Source organism: Elstera cyanobacteriorum (assembly GCF_002251735.1).
Classification (GTDB): domain Bacteria; phylum Pseudomonadota; class Alphaproteobacteria; order Elsterales; family Elsteraceae; genus Elstera; species Elstera cyanobacteriorum.
Genome location: NZ_NOXS01000033.1, coordinates 519,957 through 537,194, shown reverse-complemented (window position 1 = coordinate 537,194; position 17,238 = coordinate 519,957). Strand labels below are relative to the sequence as shown.

Genomic DNA, 17,238 nt, shown 5'->3' with positions numbered 1-17,238 from the left:
GGGGTGATGATGAGCAAGCCTAAAGCCACAACCAATAAAGCAACCCCGAAAACATCTGCCCAACCGCCGCTCAAGGGCATTGCCATCATCGGCATGGCCTGCCGCGTGCCGGGCGCGATGAATTATCGGGAGTTTTGGCGCAACCTCTGCAACGGCGTCGAATCGGTTACCGTCTTTTCGGACGAAGAATTGATCGCCGCTGGCATCAGCCCCGCTGAAATCGCCGAACCCGACTACGTTAAAACCGCTTTCCGTATTCCCGGCATCGATAAGTTCGATGCCGCTTTTTTTGAATATTCACCGCGCGAAGCGCGGTTGATGGACCCGCAGCACCGCTTCCTTCTGGAAGTGGGCTGGGAAGCCTTTGAAGATGCGGGCTATATCCCCGGTCGGCATCTTGGTCCGGTTGGCATCGTGCTCGGCACGGGCGGGAACGTCAGCTCGTACATGGTCAACGAACTGTACGACCATCCAGAGTCGCGCGGGCGCACGGCCAACCTTGTCCATATCGGCAACGATAAGGATTTCGCCTCCACCCGCCTGTCGTTCAAATTCGACCTGACGGGGCCGAGCCTGAACGTGCAGACCGCCTGCTCCACCTCGCTGATCGCGGTGCATCTCGCTTGCCAGAGCATCCAGACCGGCGAATGCACGATGGCGCTGGCGGGCGGCGCAACGGTCCGCGTGCCCGAAATCTCCGGCTATCGGTCGGTGCGAGGTGGGCTCTACTCACCCGATGGGCATGTGCGCACCTTCGACGCCGACGCGCGCGGCACGGTCTTCGGCTCCGCCGTCGGTATGGTGCTGCTGAAAGAGGTCAATCAAGCGGTCAAGGATGGCGATACCATCTATGCCGTAATCAAATCGACCGCCGTGAATAACGACGGCGGCACCAAGGCCAGCTATTCCGGCTCCTCCGTTCCGGGTCAGGCCGGGGCGATGATCAAGGCGCTGGAACTCGCCGATATTTCGCCGGATACCATCGGTTACGCCGAATGCCACGGCACCGGCACCGCCGTGGGCGACCCCATCGAAATCGCCGCGCTGACCGAGACCTTCAAGACGGTGACTGTCCCGGCCGGTTCCTGCCCCGTTGGGTCGGTAAAGCCAAACATTGGCCACCCGGAACAGGCGGCGGGCATCGTCTCGCTGATCAAGACGGCGCTCGCCCTGCACGAACAGGCGATTCCGCCGACGATCAATATCCGCACGCTCAACCCGAAGATCAATTTCACCACCAGCCCCTTTTATGTGAACCAGGAGCTGAAGCCCTGGCCGAAGGGCGAGAAGGTGCGCCGCGCGCTGGTCAATTCGCTCGGCATCGGCGGCACCAATGGCGTGGTAATCTTGGAAGAGGCGCCGACGCAGGCGCCGGTTGCTCAGACCGTGCCGGAACGCCCGGCGCATCTGGTCGTGCTCTCGGCGAAATCGGAAGCGGCTCTGAAAGACGCGCTGGTGCGCCAAGCGGAAGTGCTGGAAGAAACGCCGGGTGCCTCGCTGCCCGATGTCGCCTATTCGCTGGCGCAAGGCCGCGTTTCCTTTAGCCACCGCTACACGGCGGTCGCGGGCAGCGTCGATGAGTTGATCGAAAAGCTGCGCACCGCCCAGGTTGCCACCGCTGCCGATCGGCGCGCCGGGGCCAAGCGTAAGATTGGTTTCCTGTTCACAGGCCAGGGTGCGCAATTCGCGGGCATGGGCAAAGCGCTTTACGACAGCCAGCCTTTGTTCCGCGCGACCTTCGACCGCTGCGCCGCAGCGATGGTCGGTATCCTGCCACGCCCGTTGGCCGAAGCGGTCTTCGCTGATCCCAATGGGCCGGATGCGGGGTTGATCAACCGCACGGAATTCACCCAGCCGGGCACCTTTGCCCTGCAAGTGTCGCTGGCGACCCTGCTGCAAAGCTGGGGGATCACGCCGCAGGCGATGGCGGGCCATAGCGTTGGCGAGTTTGCCCTTTCGGTCGTTGCCGGGGTCTATCCCTTGGAAGCGGCCGCGAAGCTTATCGCAGCGCGCGGGAAATTGATGCAGGCCCTGCCCGAAGGCGGGGCGATGGCGGCGGTCTTCACCGACGAAGCCAGCGTGCGCGCTGCGCTCGCCGAGCTGAAACTGCCGCAGATCGGTGTCGCTGCGGTCAATGGCCCAGCGAATACGGTCGTTTCGGGCCTGAAAACCTCGGTCGACGCGCTGATAGCCTATTTCGAGCCGAAGGGCGTCACCGCCCGCCCGCTCACCGTCTCCCACGCCTTCCATTCGGTGCTGATGGATCCGGCGATGGCCGATTTCCGCACGGCGTTGGCAGCGGCGAAGGCGGAAAAGCCGGGCGTCACTTGGGTCTCGACCTTGACCGGCGCGGTAAAGGCCGATGCCCCAAGCGCCGACTATTGGGTGTCGCATGCGATGGACGCCGTGCGCTTTGCCGATGCGGTGAAGCAGTTGCAGGCGGAAGGCGTGACCGATTTCATCGAAATCGGGCCGGGCAAGAGCATGCTGGCGCTGGCGCAATCCAGCATCTCCGGCGAGACGCTGGCTTTCCTGCCGACGGTCGCCAAGGATGGCACTGAGGGGCGCGATCTGCTGGAAACGGTGGGCACGCTGTTCCGCCGGGGCGAGGCCATCGACTGGAAGGGCTTTGATGCGCCCTGGACGCGCCGCCGGGTGGCGTTGCCGACCTATCCGTTCCAAGGCGAGCGGATGTGGAACGAGCGCGACGGCGCCGCCATCATCCCCGGCACCGCGACCGCCCAAGCCGCCGCCACGGCTAACGGGCTGGTTGGTACGCGCCTGCGGTCCTCCCTCCCCGAAGCGCAGTTCGAGACCGTCTATAGCCAGAAGGCCCTGCCCTGGATCAAAGACCATAAAGTCTATAGCCACGTCGTGCTGCCGACCACGGCGGGCCTCGTCGGCCTGCTGCAAGCCGGGGCGAAACTGAGCGGCGATAAGCCGTTGCAGATCGCCAATTTCTCCTACCGCGCGCCGCTGTTCCTGGGCGACGCTGACGCCAAGATCGTGCATCTGGTGCTGAAACCCGGCGAGTTCGGCAGCTTCGACGCCAGCCTGTCCAGCGCCGAAGACAGCGATGCGTTCCGCTGGCAGACGCATATCTCGGCCGCCCTGCGCCCGGCGCCGGACGCGACGAGCGCCCCAACCTTCGTGCCGGAAGCCGTTATCAGCCGCACCAAGCCGCTGCCGGTGGACCGCTATTATAGCGCGCTGACCAGCCTCGGCCTCGATTACGGCCCAGCGTTCCGGGGCATCCAATCGATGTGGCAGGGGTTGGGCGAAGTGCTGGCGCACGTCCGTCTGGCGGACGGCGTTGCCGCCGATGGGTTCCCGCTGCATCCGGCCCTGCTGGACGCAACTCTGCATACCTATCCCGCCGTTATCGATGCGTTCGGCGATTTCAGCAAAGTTGCCCTGCCACCGGAAGGGCTGCATCTGCCCGCTGGCATTGAGCGCTTTAGCCTGCTGAAATCGGGCGAAAAGGACGTTTGGGTCCATCTGCGCAAGCGCTTGCAAGATGTCTCCGCCGATCCGGCGTCGGCGGCGCTCGTCGTCGATATCGATGTGTATGCGATGGATGGCAGCCCGGTCGCCAAATTTGAAGGCCTGTCACTGCGTCCGATCCCGGTCACCGCTTTCCAGCCCAAGGGCGCGGAAGCAGGGGTCGATTGGCTCTATCAGGTGCGTTGGGACAAGCTGGCGGCGGGCGCTAAGCCGCAGGTGGCGGCCCCCAATGCCTGGGTGATCTTCGCCGATGACGCAGGCGTAGGCGCCGCCCTGGCCAAGACCTTCGAAACCCGTAACCATCCGGTCAAACTCATCGCCAAATCGGCGCTGATCCCGGCGGGTGCGGTGAAGGTCGACGGACGCGAGAGCTTTGCGCCGGTTCTGACCCAGGCGGCGCAAGATTGGGCCGATAAGCGGGTGGGCATCGTCTACCTCTGGGGTCTCGATACCAGCTTCGGCGACGGGAAGGATCTCGAAGCCCAGCAGGCTGCCGTGATCGGTAATGCCCTGCACCTTACCCAGGCGCTTGCCGATGCCCGCGACGGGTTCAAGCACGCGCCGGGCCTGTGGCTTGGCACGCGCAACGGTCTCGATATTCGTGACGGCAGTAAAGGCTCGCTTGATCTCGCCCAGGCCGGGCTGTGGGGCTTCGGGCGCACGGTATCGCTCGAATATCCGCAAACCTGGGGCGGCCTCATCGATCTGGCACCCGGCGGCATCAATCCTGCGGAAACGCAAGCCTTGGCCAATCATCTGCTGGCGGGGGACCGGGAAGCGCAGGTCGCCTTCCGCCTCGCGGGCGGACAGTTGGCCCGTTACGGCGCCCGCTTCGTCCGCGCCAAGGTGACGGAAACCCGCGCGCCGACCACGAAGGATGCGACCTATCTGATCACCGGCGGCCTTGGGGCCATTGGGATCGAAACGGCAAAATACCTCATCACCCATCGCGGTATCCGCCATCTGGTCCTCGCCTCCCGCCGGGGGGCCGACGATCCGACGGCGGCCGGGATCAAGGCGGAGTTGGAAGCGTTGGGCGCGCGCATCTCGGTCGAGAAGCTCGATACCAGCAGCGAGGCCAGCGTGGCCGCGCTGATCAAGAAACTGCGGTCTGACGCGCTACCGTTGAAGGGTATCTATCACTCCGCCGGGGTGCTGGAAGACGCCACCATCGCGCAGTTTGCTTGGGATAAGTTCCGCAAGGCCATCGCACCCAAGTTCGACGGCGCGTGGTTCCTGCATAAAGCGACCGAAGACCTGCAGCTTGATGACTTCGTGGTTTATTCGTCGATCCTCAGCCTGTTTGGCGCGGGCGGTCAGGCGAATTACACCTCTGGCAATGCCTATCTCGACGGGCTTGCGGCCTTGCGCCGCCAGCAGGGTAAGCCGGGCCTCGCGGTCAACTGGGGCCCCTGGGCGGCGGGCGGTCTCGCGACGCTGGCGGGGGATAAGGGCGAAGCGATCTGGCGCGCGCGCGGGCTGATTTACACGAAGCCCGAAGAAGGCCAGGAGGCGCTGAAGCTGATCGTGGAGGCGGGCTTCAACCACGCCGCCGTGCTCAGCGCCGATTGGACGACCATCGTCGGTCAGTTCCAGCCGGTCCCGCGCTTCTTCGACGCTATGCTGGGCGAGGTGAAGACGGATGGGGCGGCTGCGAGCGGCGGCCTATCGGTCGAAGCCTTGCAGGCGCAGTTGAAGTCCAGCGACCCGCGCGACCGGCGCTTTGCCATCGTCACTTATGTGGCACAGCAGGCGCAGGCGACGCTCGGCGTGACGCGGGCCATTGATCCCGGCCAGCCGTTGCGTGAACTTGGTCTCGACTCGCTGATGGCCGTCACGCTGATCAACCGCATCGAAATGGCGCTTGGCGTGCGCGTACCCGCCGTGAAGCTGATCCAAGGCCCCAGCATCGATCAGTTGGTGGACGAGGTTTGGCCGGATCTCGCCGGGGTTGGCTTGCCCGATGCGCCGCAGGTGGTGCCCGGCGATACCCCGACGGAAACCCCGGCCATCCCGGCAGCCGTCGAGGCAATGGTGAGCAATCTCATCACCGAAACGGTGGAGGCAGCCCTCGCCGCCCCTGCTATTGTCGAGGATGCGAAGTGGCTTATCCCGGTCGGCAAGCGCAGTAATCCGCGCGCGCGCTTGTTCTGCTTCCCCTTCGCGGGTGGCGGGTCGGCGGTCTTCCGGCCCTGGGCCAATTGGATCGACCCGGCCATCGAGGTGATCGCAGTCGAACCGCCGGGCCGCTTGGGGCGCATTTCGGAAAAGCCGGTCAACGATATGGACCTCTTCGTTGATTGCGTGCTCGATGAAATGATCGACCTGCTTGATCTGCCGTTTGCCATGTTCGGTCACTGCCTGGGGGCCGTGACCATGTATGAAACGGCGCGCACCTTGATCGAGGAAACCAAGTTCAGACCGCTGCACCTCTTCGCCTCCGGCGCGCGCGCGCCGAATAAGGTCGGGGAAGTTGGGCCGTTCGAGCAAGATCTGGGCAAGGTGCTGATGCAAACGCAGGGCTACCGGCACGATCTGAAGCCCTATGAACAATCGGACGAAATCTTCGCCGATATCATCCGCAAGTTCGATATGGCGGCGACCGATCAGTTCCTCTCCGATCCCGAACTTCGCAAGCTGATGCTGCCTGCCGTGCGGGCAGAGTTCGAGATGACCAGCAACTACAAACTCAAGGGCGAACCGAAGCCCTGGGACGTGCCGATCACCTGTTTCGTGTCGCGCGGCGATCCCTATGTGTCGCGGGAGGATATTCTGGCCTGGGGGCAATTCACCAATCAGCGCTTGCAAGTGCTGATGCGGGAAGGCTCGCACTATGCCGTGGTCGAAGATGCGAAATTCATCAACCGCATCATCAACCGCGAAATGGTGATGCCGCTCTAAGCCTGAAGCGTTTTCGGGGGAGGGTCATCTCTCCCCCCTCTCTCCTTTTCACCAAACTTTTTTTTAAGATGTGGAGGCTCGCGTGGGTAAGAAGGCTCTCGTATTGGGCGGTGGCGCCCCGGACTATACTTTGATGACCGGCGCACTGCTGGCGTTCGAGGAAGCAGGCGTTAAATTTGACGTCTACTCAATGGCTGGCGGCGGCGGGGTCGTTGGCCTGTCCTACCTTGCACCGTTGAACATGACGCGCGAGGAATCACTGCGCAATTCGGTGAATTTCGGCGTCTCGGACGCCATCTACAATATGTTCCCGATCAACTATAAGATCTTCACCAAGCCCGGCCCGGCGGCGGCGCTTTACCGCACCGCCCTGTCAATGATGCCCGGCTATTCGCGCATCGTGAACCAACTTGGGATGACGCCGTCAGAAAAATTCCTGTCGGATTGGGTGCAGTTCTGGTGGGCGGGGCTGATGCCGTCTAACCTGTCGCTGTTCAGTCAGGGTTTCTGCGCGCATGCCCAATTCATTAAGCAGATGGTCGATTTTGACGCGCTGCACAAGCTGCCCGCCGATATTTACCTGAATGCTTACTGTCTGACCGACAATAAGATGGCGATCTTCAAAAAAGATCAGATCGATCTCGCTCATTTCCAGGCGTCGCTATCTTATCCCTTCTTCTATTCGCCCTATGAAATCGACGGCAAGCTCTACATCGAAGGCGCCTCGCGTGACGCTTTCAATTTCAAGGGCCTCATGGAAAACGAACCCGATCTGGATCTGATCGTCGTGTTCGATGCCATCGCGATCGATGGGCTGCTGCACGAGCCGCGCAACCTGTGGGATGCGTTTGGCCAGCAGATCATTACCCCGCTGGTCGCCCTCGGTCACGCCGACTTGAAGCTGTTCCAAGAACTGCATCACGATAAAGACAAGTCGGACCTGCTGATCCTGAACTTCAAAATTCCGCCGAAGATGCAGCCGGCGGCGCTGGACTGGTCCAGCTCGAACCTCAATCGCCTCTTCGCGGTTGGGTATGAGAGCGGGAAAGTCTTTATCGAAAAGAATAAGGCTAAGCTGGGCGTCTAAGACTAGGCTGCCCCAAATCGTGAAGGCCGGGGATTTCCCCGGCCTTTGCTATTCGGTTTCTTTACCGTGATGGCGCCGAATGCGTCGCACGGTTAGGGCGACTGCCGCCACAATCGGCGGCACCGCCAGCGCCGTGCCGATCGTTGGATCGAGCGGCAAGCCCGCTTCCTTCAGCCCTTTGAACACATAGGCCGCCAGCGACACGACATAATAAGCGATGGCCGCAATCGACAGGCCTTCGACGGTCTGTTGCAATCGGAACTGCTGGCGGGCGCGCAGGTTCATCGCTTCCAGCAGGCTGCGGTTTTGCTGTTCGATGGCAACATCGACGCGGGTGCGCAGCAGATGCGCGGCGCGCGACAGTTTGCCCGCCAGCGTTTCCAGCCGTTCTTCCAACATCGTACAGGTGCGCATGGCCGGGGCGAGGCGCCGGGCCAGAAAAGCGCCGATGGTCGGATACTCCCCGACTGACCGATCCCCCAAAGCCGCGAGCCGCTGCTGGATGATCCCGTCATAGGCCCGGCTAGCGCTAAAGCGGTAACTGGCGGCATTGGCCTCCGCCTCCAGCTCGGCGGCCAGCAGGGTCAATTCATCGAGCAAAGCGTTATCAGAGACAAGATCGCGCGCCTCGGCCATTGCGCGAGCGATACGGGTTAGATCGGCTTCGATGCGGCGGACGATGGGGCCGAGGCGGTGTGCCTCCGGCAGTCCGAGCAGGGCGAATAGCCGATAGGTCTCGACCTCCAGCAGCCGCTGTACTAGCGCCCCGGCGCGCTGCGGCGTCAGGCCTTGATCCTGCACCAGCAGCCGCACGGTGCCACCGCCCGCCTGCAACTGCCCATCGGCGCGGAAATCAGTGGCGACCAGGGCCGCACCGAAATCGAAAGCGGAAACGGCCAAGGAGGCCGGGTCGAAAATCTTCGTCAGATCAAGCCCCGCTTGCGCTGGAACGATCTGCAAATCCACCGCCACCAGCAGCGGGCCGGGCGGCGGCAGGATCGCTTCGAAGCGCGCCCAGGCCGGGCAGGGCGGAAAGATCACCCCACTCTCGTCGGGGAAATCCAGCGTATAGGTGGTGAATTCCGAGTGCTGTTCCCAGCGCAAACTGCCGCCGCCCAACGTGGGGGGCAAGGTCAGCCGATGGTGCTTCGCATCCGGCAAAGGGGCCGCGGCCCCGGCTGTGGCGCACAGGGCCAGCAGCTTATCGCGGTCAGCCCGGGCCGCCGCCAAATCGGTGAAAAAGGCGAAATGCAGCACCCGGCGCGGCGGCGTCAGCGGCGTGAAGGGGCGAGCGTGAACCTCGCCAAGAACCGACTCACGCAAGAAATGAACTGACATAGGCGATCTCACGACAGAATAAGTCGCGGCATAGCGCGGAAACTTGGCGCTCCTGTCAAGCGCGAAATTGCGACATTCCGCCGCGTCGGCTTTGTCACAGCCCCTTGACCTTGTGCGCCGCAACAGCCTAGGGTCGGGCATGAGCCCGCGCTGCGCCCGGCCTTTATTGCACTGCCGCACGGCCCGCCGCTCCGCTTTCGGAGCGCGGAGGGGGGCATAATGGCCGCAACCGCGCCCGCTTTCAGCCCCCAGGACGGCGCCCCCGGTCCGCGCAATGCGATCACCGATGTGCCCGGACTGCGCGTCGGCCAAGCGGAAGACCGCACCGTCTGGACCGGCGTCACCGTTATCCTGCCCGATCAGCCCGCGATTGCCGCCTGCGATATTCGCGGCGGGGCGCCGGGCACCAAAGAAACCGATCTGCTCGCCCCGTCGGCCCTGGTGGCGCGGGTCCACGCGCTCTGCCTGTCCGGGGGATCGGCCTTCGGGCTCGATGCGGCCAGTGGGGTGATGGATTTTCTCGCGGCCCAGGGCATCGGTTTTCCGGTCGGCACGGCCCGCGTCCCCATCGTTCCCGCCGCCATTCTGTTCGACCTCCTAAACGGCGGCGTCAAAGACTGGGCGGAGCCGCCGTACCGCGCCCTCGCGCGCGCCGCCTGTGCCGCCGCTGGGTTGGAGGTGGCGCAAGGTAATGCCGGGGCAGGCTATGGCGCCAAAGCGGGAAAACTGAAAGGCGGCCTTGGGACCGCCTCGCTCTATACCGGCGGTGATTGGGTCGGGGCGCTGGTCGCCGTCAATCCCGTCGGCTCGGTGCTGCACCCCAGCACGCTCAGCTTCTGGGCGTGGCCGTTCGAGCAGGCGGGGGAATTGGGCGGGCAAGAACCCCCACTCCATCCAATTGCCGCCCTAACCGACTGGACCGAAACGGCGGTACCGCAGATTGGCGCCAATACCACGCTCGCGGTCGTGGCGACGAATGCGCCGCTGACCAAGACCGACGCCCACCGCATGGCGATAATGGCCCAGGACGGGCTTGCCCGCGCCGTCCGCCCGGTGCATACGCCGTTCGACGGCGATTCGGTCTTTGCGCTTGCGACCGGTGACGGATCGGGCGTGTCGCCCGACCGGCTGGCCCGCGTCGGGCAAGCCGCCGCCGACTGCCTAGCCCGGGCCGTCGCGCGCGGTGTGTATGAAGCGGAGAGCCTGGGGGCTTTTCCGTCCTATCGATCCCTAAAACAGCAGAAGAACAGTTAAGGGAGGGGAGTATGCCTCGGAGTTTTCATCTGGTCCCCGCGCTTGCCTTGGCCGGGGTGATTGCCAGCACGCTCGCATTCGGCCAAGCGGCCGGTCCTGGTACGCTAACGCTGGCGATGCCCATCGAACCGCCGAACCTCGATCCAACGACAGGGGCAGCCGCCGCGATCCGCGAAGTCACCTATCGCAATATTTACGAAGGTCTCACACGCATCGACCGTAGCGGTGCCGTGCAGCCCGCCCTGGCGAAAAGCTGGACGCTGTCGGACGATGGGCTGACCTATCGGTTCACGCTCGAAAGCGATGTTACCTTCCATGACGGCAGCCCGCTGACCAGCGCCGACGTGAAATTCAGCCTCGACCGCGCCCGCGCGCCCGATTCGACCAATGCCCAAAAGCAATTGTTCGAACCGATTGCCGAGGTCGCAACCCCCGACGCACAGACCGTAGTGATCACGCTAAAGCGTCCGACCGGCCTGTTTCTATGGAACCTGGGCTGGGGCGACGCAGTGATTTTTAGCGAGAAAAGCGCGGCAACCAATAAGACAAATCCCATCGGTACCGGCGCCTTCAAGTTCGCGGCCTGGACGCGCGGCGACCGGGTGGTGCTGGAAAAGAACCCGGCCTACCGGGCCGCCGCTCAAGTGAAACTCGACAAGGTGATCTTCCGCTTCATCGGCGACGCGCAAGCCCAAGCCGCTGCGCTGAAAGCCGGGGAAGTGGACGCGATGCCAAACCTCGGCGCGCCGGAACTGTTCGAAGACTTCCAGAAAGACCCGCGCTTTAAGACCGTGGCGGGCAGCACGGAAGGCGAAATCGTCGCCGGGTTCAACAATGCTCGCAAACCGCTCGATGATGCGCGCGTGCGCCGAGCCTTAACCCAGGCCGTCGACCGCAAGGCATTGGTCGACGCCGCCTATAACGGCATTGGCCAGCCCATCGGCAGCCATTTTTCCCCCGGCCAGCCCGGCTACATCGATCTAACCAGCGTGCTGCCCTATGATCCGAAAGCGGCTAAGGCGGCGCTGGCGACTGCAGGGTATCCGAACGGCTTCAGCCTAACCCTGCGCGTCCCGCAAATGACCTACGCCCGCCGTAGTGCCGAAGTTATGGCGGCGATGTTCCAGGATATTGGCGTGACGCTGACGCTGGAGCCGATTGAGTTCCCCGGCCAATGGCTCGATCAAGTCTTCAAGCGCACCGACTATGATATGACCATCGTCGCCCATACCGAGCCGCTGGATATCGGGATTTATGCGCGCGACGCCTATTACTTCAACTATCAGAACGCCGCAATGAAGGCGATCATGGCCGAGGTTAACGCCACCGCCGATACGCCCCAGCGCCTCGCCCTGTTGGGTAAAGCGCAGAAGCAGCTTGCCGAAGACGCCCCGGCGCTCTTTCTCTTCTTGCTGCCGAAACTCGGCGTTTGGAACGCCAAGCTAAAAGGCCTATGGGACAATCAGCCCATTCCGGCAAACGATGTCGTGGAGGTAAGCTGGCACTAGGCGCCATCGGGGCGGCCCAGCCCGGCGCCGCCCCGTTTTGCCGCTAACCGTATTGGCCCCGATGCTCCGCCCGCTCCTCTCCCGCCTCGGCACGGCGCTTGCGACCCTGATTTTGGGATCGCTGGTGCTGTTCACGCTGCTCGAAGTGCTGCCCGGCGACCCGGCGGCGGTGATGCTGGGGCTGGAGGCGCAGCCCGATACGCTGGCTGCCGTGCGCCGCGAATTGGGCCTCGACGGTCCTGCCGCCGCGCGCTACCTCGGCTGGATCTGGGGCATGCTGCACGGTGATTTTGGCCTCAGCTATACCTATCGCGTGCCGGTAGCGGAGTTGATCGCCGACCGACTGAGCCTGACCTTGCCCCTGGCGCTGCTGGCGATTGCCCTCTCCACGCTGATCGCCCTGCCGCTCGGCACCCTGGCCGCCGCCAAACACGGGCGGGCCGCCGATACCGGGGTGATGATTTTTGCGCAACTGGGGGTGGCGGTACCGAATTTTTGGATTGGTCTTCTACTGATCCTCGGCTTCGCCCTAACCTGGCCGCTGTTCCCCGTGGGTAGTTTTCCCGGCTGGGGACAGGGGCTGCTGCCGGGGCTGCACGCGCTGCTGCTGCCCGCGCTGGCGCTCGCCCTGCCCCAGGCGGCGATTTTGACCCGGGTGGCTCGCGCGGCGGTGCTGGAGGTTTTGAGCGAAGACTATATCCGCACCGCCCGGGCGAAGGGCCTGTCCGACCAGCGGGTACTGGTGCGCCACGCCCTGCGCGCTGCCCTGGTGCCCATCGTAACGATCCTGGGGTTGCAATTCTCCTTCCTCGTCGCCGGGGCGATTCTGGTGGAGAATATTTTCGCCCTGCCCGGCCTCGGGCGGCTGCTCTATCAAGCCATGAACCAGCGTGATCTGATCGTGGTGAAGGATGTGGCGATGCTGCTGGCCGCCGTGGTGATTACCGTCAATCTGCTGGTCGATCTCGCCTATCTATGGCTCGATCCGCGTTTGCGCCGGGCCGGATGATGCGCCGCGCCGAAATATCTCTGGGGATCGGCGGAAGCATAACCGGGGCGGTTCTGCTGGTCGCCCTACTCTCCCGCTTTTGGTTGCCCGCCGACCCGTTGCGCCTGCGCATCCCACAGCGGCTGCAAGCCCCCTTCGGCGGGGCGGGCGGCCTGGGGACCGACGCGATGGGCCGCGACCTTGCCGCGCAACTGATGGTCGGCGCCTGGAACTCCCTCTCGGTCGCCGTCACTGCCGTCGCCATTGGCCTAGTGCTCGGCGCCGCCCTCGGGCTGCTCGCTGCGCTAAAACGCGGATGGATCGAGCTTTTGGTGCTGCGGCTGACCGATCTGCTGTTCGCCTTTCCGGCCATCCTGTCCGCAATCGTTCTTGCCGCCTTGCTCGGCGGCGGGGCAGGAACCGCCATTCTCGCCATCAGCCTGTTCAACGTGCCGGTCTTTGCGCGAGTCACCCGCGCCGCCGCGCTGGGGATATTGACCCAGGATTACATCCGCGCCGCCCGTCTCTCCGGTAAATCCGGCCTGCGCCTTGCCTGGGATCATCTACTGCCGATGCTGGCGGGCGGGTTGATCGTTCAGGCCACCATTCAAATCGCCCTGGCAATCTTGACGGAGGCGGGACTGTCGTTCCTCGGAGTCGGCATTACCCCGCCGACCCCCAGTTGGGGCCGCATGCTCGCCGATGCGCAGACCTACCTTGCCCGCGCACCGCACCTCGCCCTATTGCCGGGCGGCGCCATTGCCCTCTCCGTCCTCGGCTTCAATCTGCTAGGCGATGGGTTGCGCGACCGGCTTGACCCGAAGGGACGGCGCTGATGCTGCTAGCGGTCGAGCGCCTTACCCTCACCTTGCCGCTCGGCCCTAAGGGCGCGCCGGTGCCCGTGTTGGAGGATGTCAGTCTGACCCTCAAGGCCGGGCAAAGGCTCGGCCTCGTCGGCGAAAGCGGCTCCGGCAAAACTCTGCTGGCCCTCGCGCTGCTCGGCCTGCTGCCGGAAGGCGCCCAGGCGCGGGGCGCTATTCGCTTTGAGGGCACCGACCTGCTGCCGCTGCCGCCCCACGCCCGCCGCGCCTATCGCGGCAAGCGCATCGGCATGGTCTTCCAAGAACCGATGACGGCCCTGCACCCGATGCTAACGGTTAGCGATCAGATCGGTGAGGCCATCGCCCTGCACCAGGGCCTGCGGGGCAAAGCCCTGCGCGCCGCCGTGCTGGACCTTCTAGAGCAGGTGCATTTGCCCGACGCCGCCCGGCGGATCGACGCTTTTCCCCACGAACTCTCGGGCGGGCAGCGCCAGCGCGTTGGTCTCGCGATTGCGCTGGCGGGCGAGCCGAGCCTTTTAATCGCTGACGAGCCGACCACCGCCCTCGATGTTACCGTGCAGCGGCAAATTCTTGGAGTGCTCCGCGACCTGACCGAGGCGCGCGGCCTTGCCCTGCTGCTGGTCAGCCACGATCTCGGCGTTGTCGCCCATCTGACGCAGCACCTGCACGTCCTCTATGCTGGGCGGACGGTGGAGTGCGGGCCGACAGGAGATTTGCTGAGCATGCCGCAGCATCCCTACCTGCGCGGTCTGCGCGCCGCCATGCCGAGCGTGGGGCAAATCCCGATCCCTATTCCCGGCACGCTCCCCGCCCCGAACGAGCGTGGCCCCGGTTGCCGCTTCGCCCCGCGCTGCCCCCTGGCCGATAGTGCCTGCACCCAACCGCCGCCGCTCACCGCGTGGGGGGCGCGTCATCTTGCCTGCTGGCGGGGGGCGGCATGAGCGCGCTGCTAACCGTCGAGGGGGTCACCCGCCATTACCCGCTACCGCGCCAGCGCTGGTTCGGCCCCGCCCCCCGGTTTACCGCCGTCGACGGTGTTTCTTTCACGATTGCCGAAGGCGAGTGCCTGGCCATCGTCGGGGAAAGCGGCTGCGGGAAATCGACCCTGGCACGCCAAATCGCCGGGCTGGAGCCGCTCGACGGCGGCACCCTGCGGTGGTCGCCCGCGCCCGCCGACCGCGTGCCGGTGCAGATGGTGTTTCAAGACCCCTTCGGCTCGTTCAACCCGCGCCGCCGCATCGGCTGGAGCTTGCTGGAGCCTTTGCATCGCAGCAACCTGTCCCGCGAAGAACGCATAACCCGTATGCAAGAAACCTTACGCAGTGTCGGCCTATCGACCGAGGCGGTGGACCGTTACCCGCATCAGTTTTCCGGTGGGCAGCGGCAGCGGCTGGCCCTGGCGCGGGCCTTGATGCCCGCCCCGCGCCTGCTGATCGCCGACGAGCCGACCTCCGCGCTCGACCTGTCCATTCAAGCGCAAATCTTGATCCTTTTAACCGAGTTACGCGCCCGGCATGGGCTAAGCATTTTGTTTGTTTCCCATAATCTGAGTGCTGTGCGTGCCATCGCATCGCGCGTTATGGTGATGGCAGCGGGGCGCTTCGTCGAAACTGGTCCTGTTGCAGCACTTTTGACCACGCCAACGCATCCGCTGACGCAAAGATTGCTGGACGCCGAATTATTTCTACCGAGTTCGTCTAAAATCCCGAGCGTTTGATTTACCGTTCGGTAATTGATCTGTGGGAGCATCGGCACAAGAAAACGGATGAGAGGCGGGCCAAACCGCCCCTGAGCTGATCGACTTGGAGGCAGGCATGACGGATTATCCTTTCCTGGTGCGTATTCCCGAAACCGCTGCGGACGAAACGACCTTGGGTGAATGGCTGGAAATCCGCAACGTTCAGTATGTGAGCCGGGTGGATGTATCGCCCGCCTCGACGACACTTGAATTTAGCTTTGCGTCAAAACAAATCGCGGATGAATTCGCCCGCAATTTTGTGGCTTAAGAGTGCCCGCCCGCCCGGCTGAAACGGTTCCCTCGGCCCGGCGCCCCAGGGGGGATCTCCTGATCCGTCGGGCGGAGTTGAGCGATTTTCCGGCGCTGGCCGATCTCTACCTCGCCGTGCGGCGCAGCACTTTCGCTTGGCTACCCGCCAGCCTTTTCCAGCGCGAAGATTTTTTTCGCGATACCCAGGGGGAATGCGTCTGGGTTGCGGTTCATGACCGCCGGATTATCGGTTTTGCCTCGGTCTATCTCGAGAGCGCGTTTCTGCATTCGCTCTATATAGCCGAGGACGCCCAAGGTAGCGGCATCGGCTCGTCCCTCTTGGATCATGTGATCCACACCACGCCGGGGCGCGTGACCCTGAAGTGCTTAACCTTCAACCGCGCCGCGCAGGCCTTTTATGCGGCGCGCGGCTGGTCGGTCATCGGCAGCGGCGAAAGCGCCCACGGCCCCTATCTGACGTTTGAAGCGCCGATTTAACCGAGACGCTCGGCAATGATCGGCCCACGCACCGGCGCCGCTTCCCCGATCACCATTGCCGCCTGCACCATCGCCGTTGCCCGCGCCGCCTGGGCTTCATCGCGCACATGCAGTTTGGCCAGCGGTTGCCCTGGGCCGACCGCCGCCCCCAACCCCACAATGTCCGTCAATCCCACTAGAGGATCGACTGGATCGGCCGAGCGCGTGCGCCCGCCGCCGATGGCAACCACCGCCAGACCGATTTCCCGCGTGTCGATTGCCGTCACCACGCCAGCACGCGGGGCGGGAATATCGACCGTCAGCGCGGGAAGCGGCAGATACTGGGCCTGCTTTTCCAGCAAATCCACCGGGCCACCGAGCGCCACGACCATACGAGCGAAAATCTCCGCAGCGGCGCCAGAGGTCAGTGCCGCCTCCGCCTTCGCTTCGGCCTCGGCCAGATCGCCCGCCAACTGGCTCGCCAGCAGCATATCGGCGGCCAAAGCAATCGTAACAGCGTGCAGCCGCGCTTCCCGCTGCTTGCCGGTCAGGTAATCGAGCGCTTCCACGACTTCGACGGCATTCCCGGCTGTCGTGCCGAGCACCTCGTTCATATCGGTCAACAGCGCCCGCGTTGGGCAGCCCGCGCCGTTTGCCACGGTGACGATGCTCTCGGCCAACTCGCGCGATTTTTCCAGCGGCCCCATGAAGGAGCCAGAGCCAAACTTCACGTCCATCACCAGCGCATCCAACCCAGCCGCCAGCTTCTTCGACAGGATCGACGCAGTAATCAGTGGGATCGATTCGACCGTCGCCGTCACGTCGCGGATGCCATAGAGCCGCTTATCCGCCGGGGCCATCGCGCTGGTCTGCCCGATGATGGCGCAGCCAACCTCTTTCGTCACCTTGGCGAAAAGCTCCGGCGAGGGAACGGCGTTATAGCCGGGGATCGCTTCGAGCTTATCGAGCGTGCCCCCCGTATGCCCGAGGCCCCGCCCGGAGATCATCGGCACCGCCGCCCCGCAGGCGGCAACGATGGGTGCCAGCATCAAGGACACTTTATCCCCCACCCCGCCGGTCGAATGCTTATCGACCACCGGCTTGCCGAGGGCCTGGGGCTTCCAATCCAGCACCGTTCCCGAATCGCGCATACCGCAGGTCAGAGCGATGCGCTCGTCCATGCTCATGCCTTGGAAGAAGACGGCCATGGCAAAAGCGCCCACCTGCTCGTCCGCCATCGCGCCGCTGGTGATGCCTTGGACGATAAAGGCGATTTCCGCGCGCGTCAGGGTGCCACCGTCGCGCTTCTTGCGGATCAGCTCTTGGGGAAGGAAGGTCATGGTATCGCCTAT

At 64.1% G+C, this 17,238-nt stretch carries 12 protein-coding genes; 10 read left to right on the top strand and 2 right to left on the bottom strand.

From position 1 onward, the window contains the following. Window positions 1–9 precede the first annotated feature (9 nt). Window positions 10–6,405, top strand: coding sequence for a type I polyketide synthase (locus CHR90_RS14800; RefSeq protein ID WP_094409776.1), 6,396 nt, complete (start codon window positions 10–12; stop codon window positions 6,403–6,405). 82 nt (window positions 6,406–6,487) lie between these two features. Further along, the gene (locus tag CHR90_RS14795; RefSeq protein ID WP_229671487.1) at window positions 6,488–7,492 is read left to right on the top strand and encodes a patatin-like phospholipase family protein; all 1,005 of its coding nucleotides are present in this window, start codon (window positions 6,488–6,490) and stop codon (window positions 7,490–7,492) included. A 48-nt stretch (window positions 7,493–7,540) separates the two neighbouring features. Here the strand turns inward: CHR90_RS14795 and CHR90_RS14790 are convergent, their stop codons facing one another. Continuing rightward, entirely contained in the window at window positions 7,541–8,830 is a 1,290-nt protein-coding gene (locus tag CHR90_RS14790) for a DUF3422 family protein (RefSeq protein ID WP_094409774.1), read from the bottom strand. 219 nt (window positions 8,831–9,049) lie between these two features. Between CHR90_RS14790 and CHR90_RS14785 the strand changes: the two genes are divergently transcribed. The 8 genes from CHR90_RS14785 to CHR90_RS14750 all read left to right on the top strand — a co-directional run bounded on the left by CHR90_RS14785 (window position 9,050) and on the right by CHR90_RS14750 (window position 15,907). After that, the gene (locus tag CHR90_RS14785; protein WP_094409773.1) at window positions 9,050–10,084 is read left to right on the top strand and encodes a P1 family peptidase; all 1,035 of its coding nucleotides are present in this window, start codon (window positions 9,050–9,052) and stop codon (window positions 10,082–10,084) included. An 11-nt stretch (window positions 10,085–10,095) separates the two neighbouring features. Then, complete coding sequence (locus tag CHR90_RS14780) at window positions 10,096–11,592, top strand: ABC transporter substrate-binding protein (RefSeq protein WP_094409772.1); 1,497 nt, start codon at window positions 10,096–10,098, stop codon at window positions 11,590–11,592. A gap of 61 nt (window positions 11,593–11,653) precedes the next feature. Then, window positions 11,654–12,601 (top strand): ABC transporter permease, encoded by a 948-nt coding sequence (locus CHR90_RS14775; RefSeq protein ID WP_094409771.1) that lies wholly within the window; start codon window positions 11,654–11,656, stop codon window positions 12,599–12,601. Then, window positions 12,568–13,416 carry an ABC transporter permease gene (locus CHR90_RS14770; protein ID WP_229671488.1) on the top strand — a complete coding sequence of 283 codons (849 nt, stop codon included), beginning with the start codon at window positions 12,568–12,570 and terminating at the stop codon, window positions 13,414–13,416. Before CHR90_RS14775 ends, CHR90_RS14770 begins: the two co-directional genes overlap by 34 nt. Beyond that, window positions 13,416–14,363 (top strand): ABC transporter ATP-binding protein, encoded by a 948-nt coding sequence (locus tag CHR90_RS14765; protein WP_094409769.1) that lies wholly within the window; start codon window positions 13,416–13,418, stop codon window positions 14,361–14,363. The genes CHR90_RS14770 and CHR90_RS14765 overlap by 1 nt, the downstream gene beginning before the upstream one ends. Further along, entirely contained in the window at window positions 14,360–15,139 is a 780-nt protein-coding gene (locus CHR90_RS14760; protein WP_094409768.1) for an ABC transporter ATP-binding protein, read from the top strand. The genes CHR90_RS14765 and CHR90_RS14760 overlap by 4 nt, the downstream gene beginning before the upstream one ends. 97 nt (window positions 15,140–15,236) lie before the next feature. Then, window positions 15,237–15,428, top strand: coding sequence for a hypothetical protein (locus CHR90_RS14755; protein WP_094409767.1), 192 nt, complete (start codon window positions 15,237–15,239; stop codon window positions 15,426–15,428). A 77-nt stretch (window positions 15,429–15,505) separates the two neighbouring features. Then, window positions 15,506–15,907, top strand: coding sequence for a GNAT family N-acetyltransferase (locus tag CHR90_RS14750; protein ID WP_170941417.1), 402 nt, complete (start codon window positions 15,506–15,508; stop codon window positions 15,905–15,907). On the opposite strand, the gene deoA is transcribed toward CHR90_RS14750, so the two are convergent. Further along, on the bottom strand, window positions 15,904–17,226 hold the full coding sequence (gene deoA, locus CHR90_RS14745; RefSeq protein ID WP_094409765.1) for a thymidine phosphorylase: 1,323 nt from the start codon (window positions 17,224–17,226) through the stop codon (window positions 15,904–15,906). The genes CHR90_RS14750 and deoA overlap by 4 nt on opposite strands. Window positions 17,227–17,238 lie beyond the last annotated feature (12 nt).

What these genes read in the sequence shown, in the direction of transcription:
- deoA (WP_094409765.1), bottom strand. Translation starts at nt 17,226, where the DNA reads ATGACCTTCCTTCCCCAAGAGCTGATCCGCAAGAAGCGCGACGGTGGC.
- CHR90_RS14780 (WP_094409772.1), top strand. Translation starts at nt 10,096, where the DNA reads ATGCCTCGGAGTTTTCATCTGGTCCCCGCGCTTGCCTTGGCCGGGGTG.
- CHR90_RS14770 (WP_229671488.1), top strand. Translation starts at nt 12,568, where the DNA reads ATGGCTCGATCCGCGTTTGCGCCGGGCCGGATGATGCGCCGCGCCGAA.
- CHR90_RS14800 (WP_094409776.1), top strand. Translation starts at nt 10, where the DNA reads ATGAGCAAGCCTAAAGCCACAACCAATAAAGCAACCCCGAAAACATCT.
- CHR90_RS14775 (WP_094409771.1), top strand. Translation starts at nt 11,654, where the DNA reads ATGCTCCGCCCGCTCCTCTCCCGCCTCGGCACGGCGCTTGCGACCCTG.
- CHR90_RS14790 (WP_094409774.1), bottom strand. Translation starts at nt 8,830, where the DNA reads ATGTCAGTTCATTTCTTGCGTGAGTCGGTTCTTGGCGAGGTTCACGCT.
- CHR90_RS14765 (WP_094409769.1), top strand. Translation starts at nt 13,416, where the DNA reads ATGCTGCTAGCGGTCGAGCGCCTTACCCTCACCTTGCCGCTCGGCCCT.
- CHR90_RS14755 (WP_094409767.1), top strand. Translation starts at nt 15,237, where the DNA reads ATGACGGATTATCCTTTCCTGGTGCGTATTCCCGAAACCGCTGCGGAC.
- CHR90_RS14785 (WP_094409773.1), top strand. Translation starts at nt 9,050, where the DNA reads ATGGCCGCAACCGCGCCCGCTTTCAGCCCCCAGGACGGCGCCCCCGGT.
- CHR90_RS14760 (WP_094409768.1), top strand. Translation starts at nt 14,360, where the DNA reads ATGAGCGCGCTGCTAACCGTCGAGGGGGTCACCCGCCATTACCCGCTA.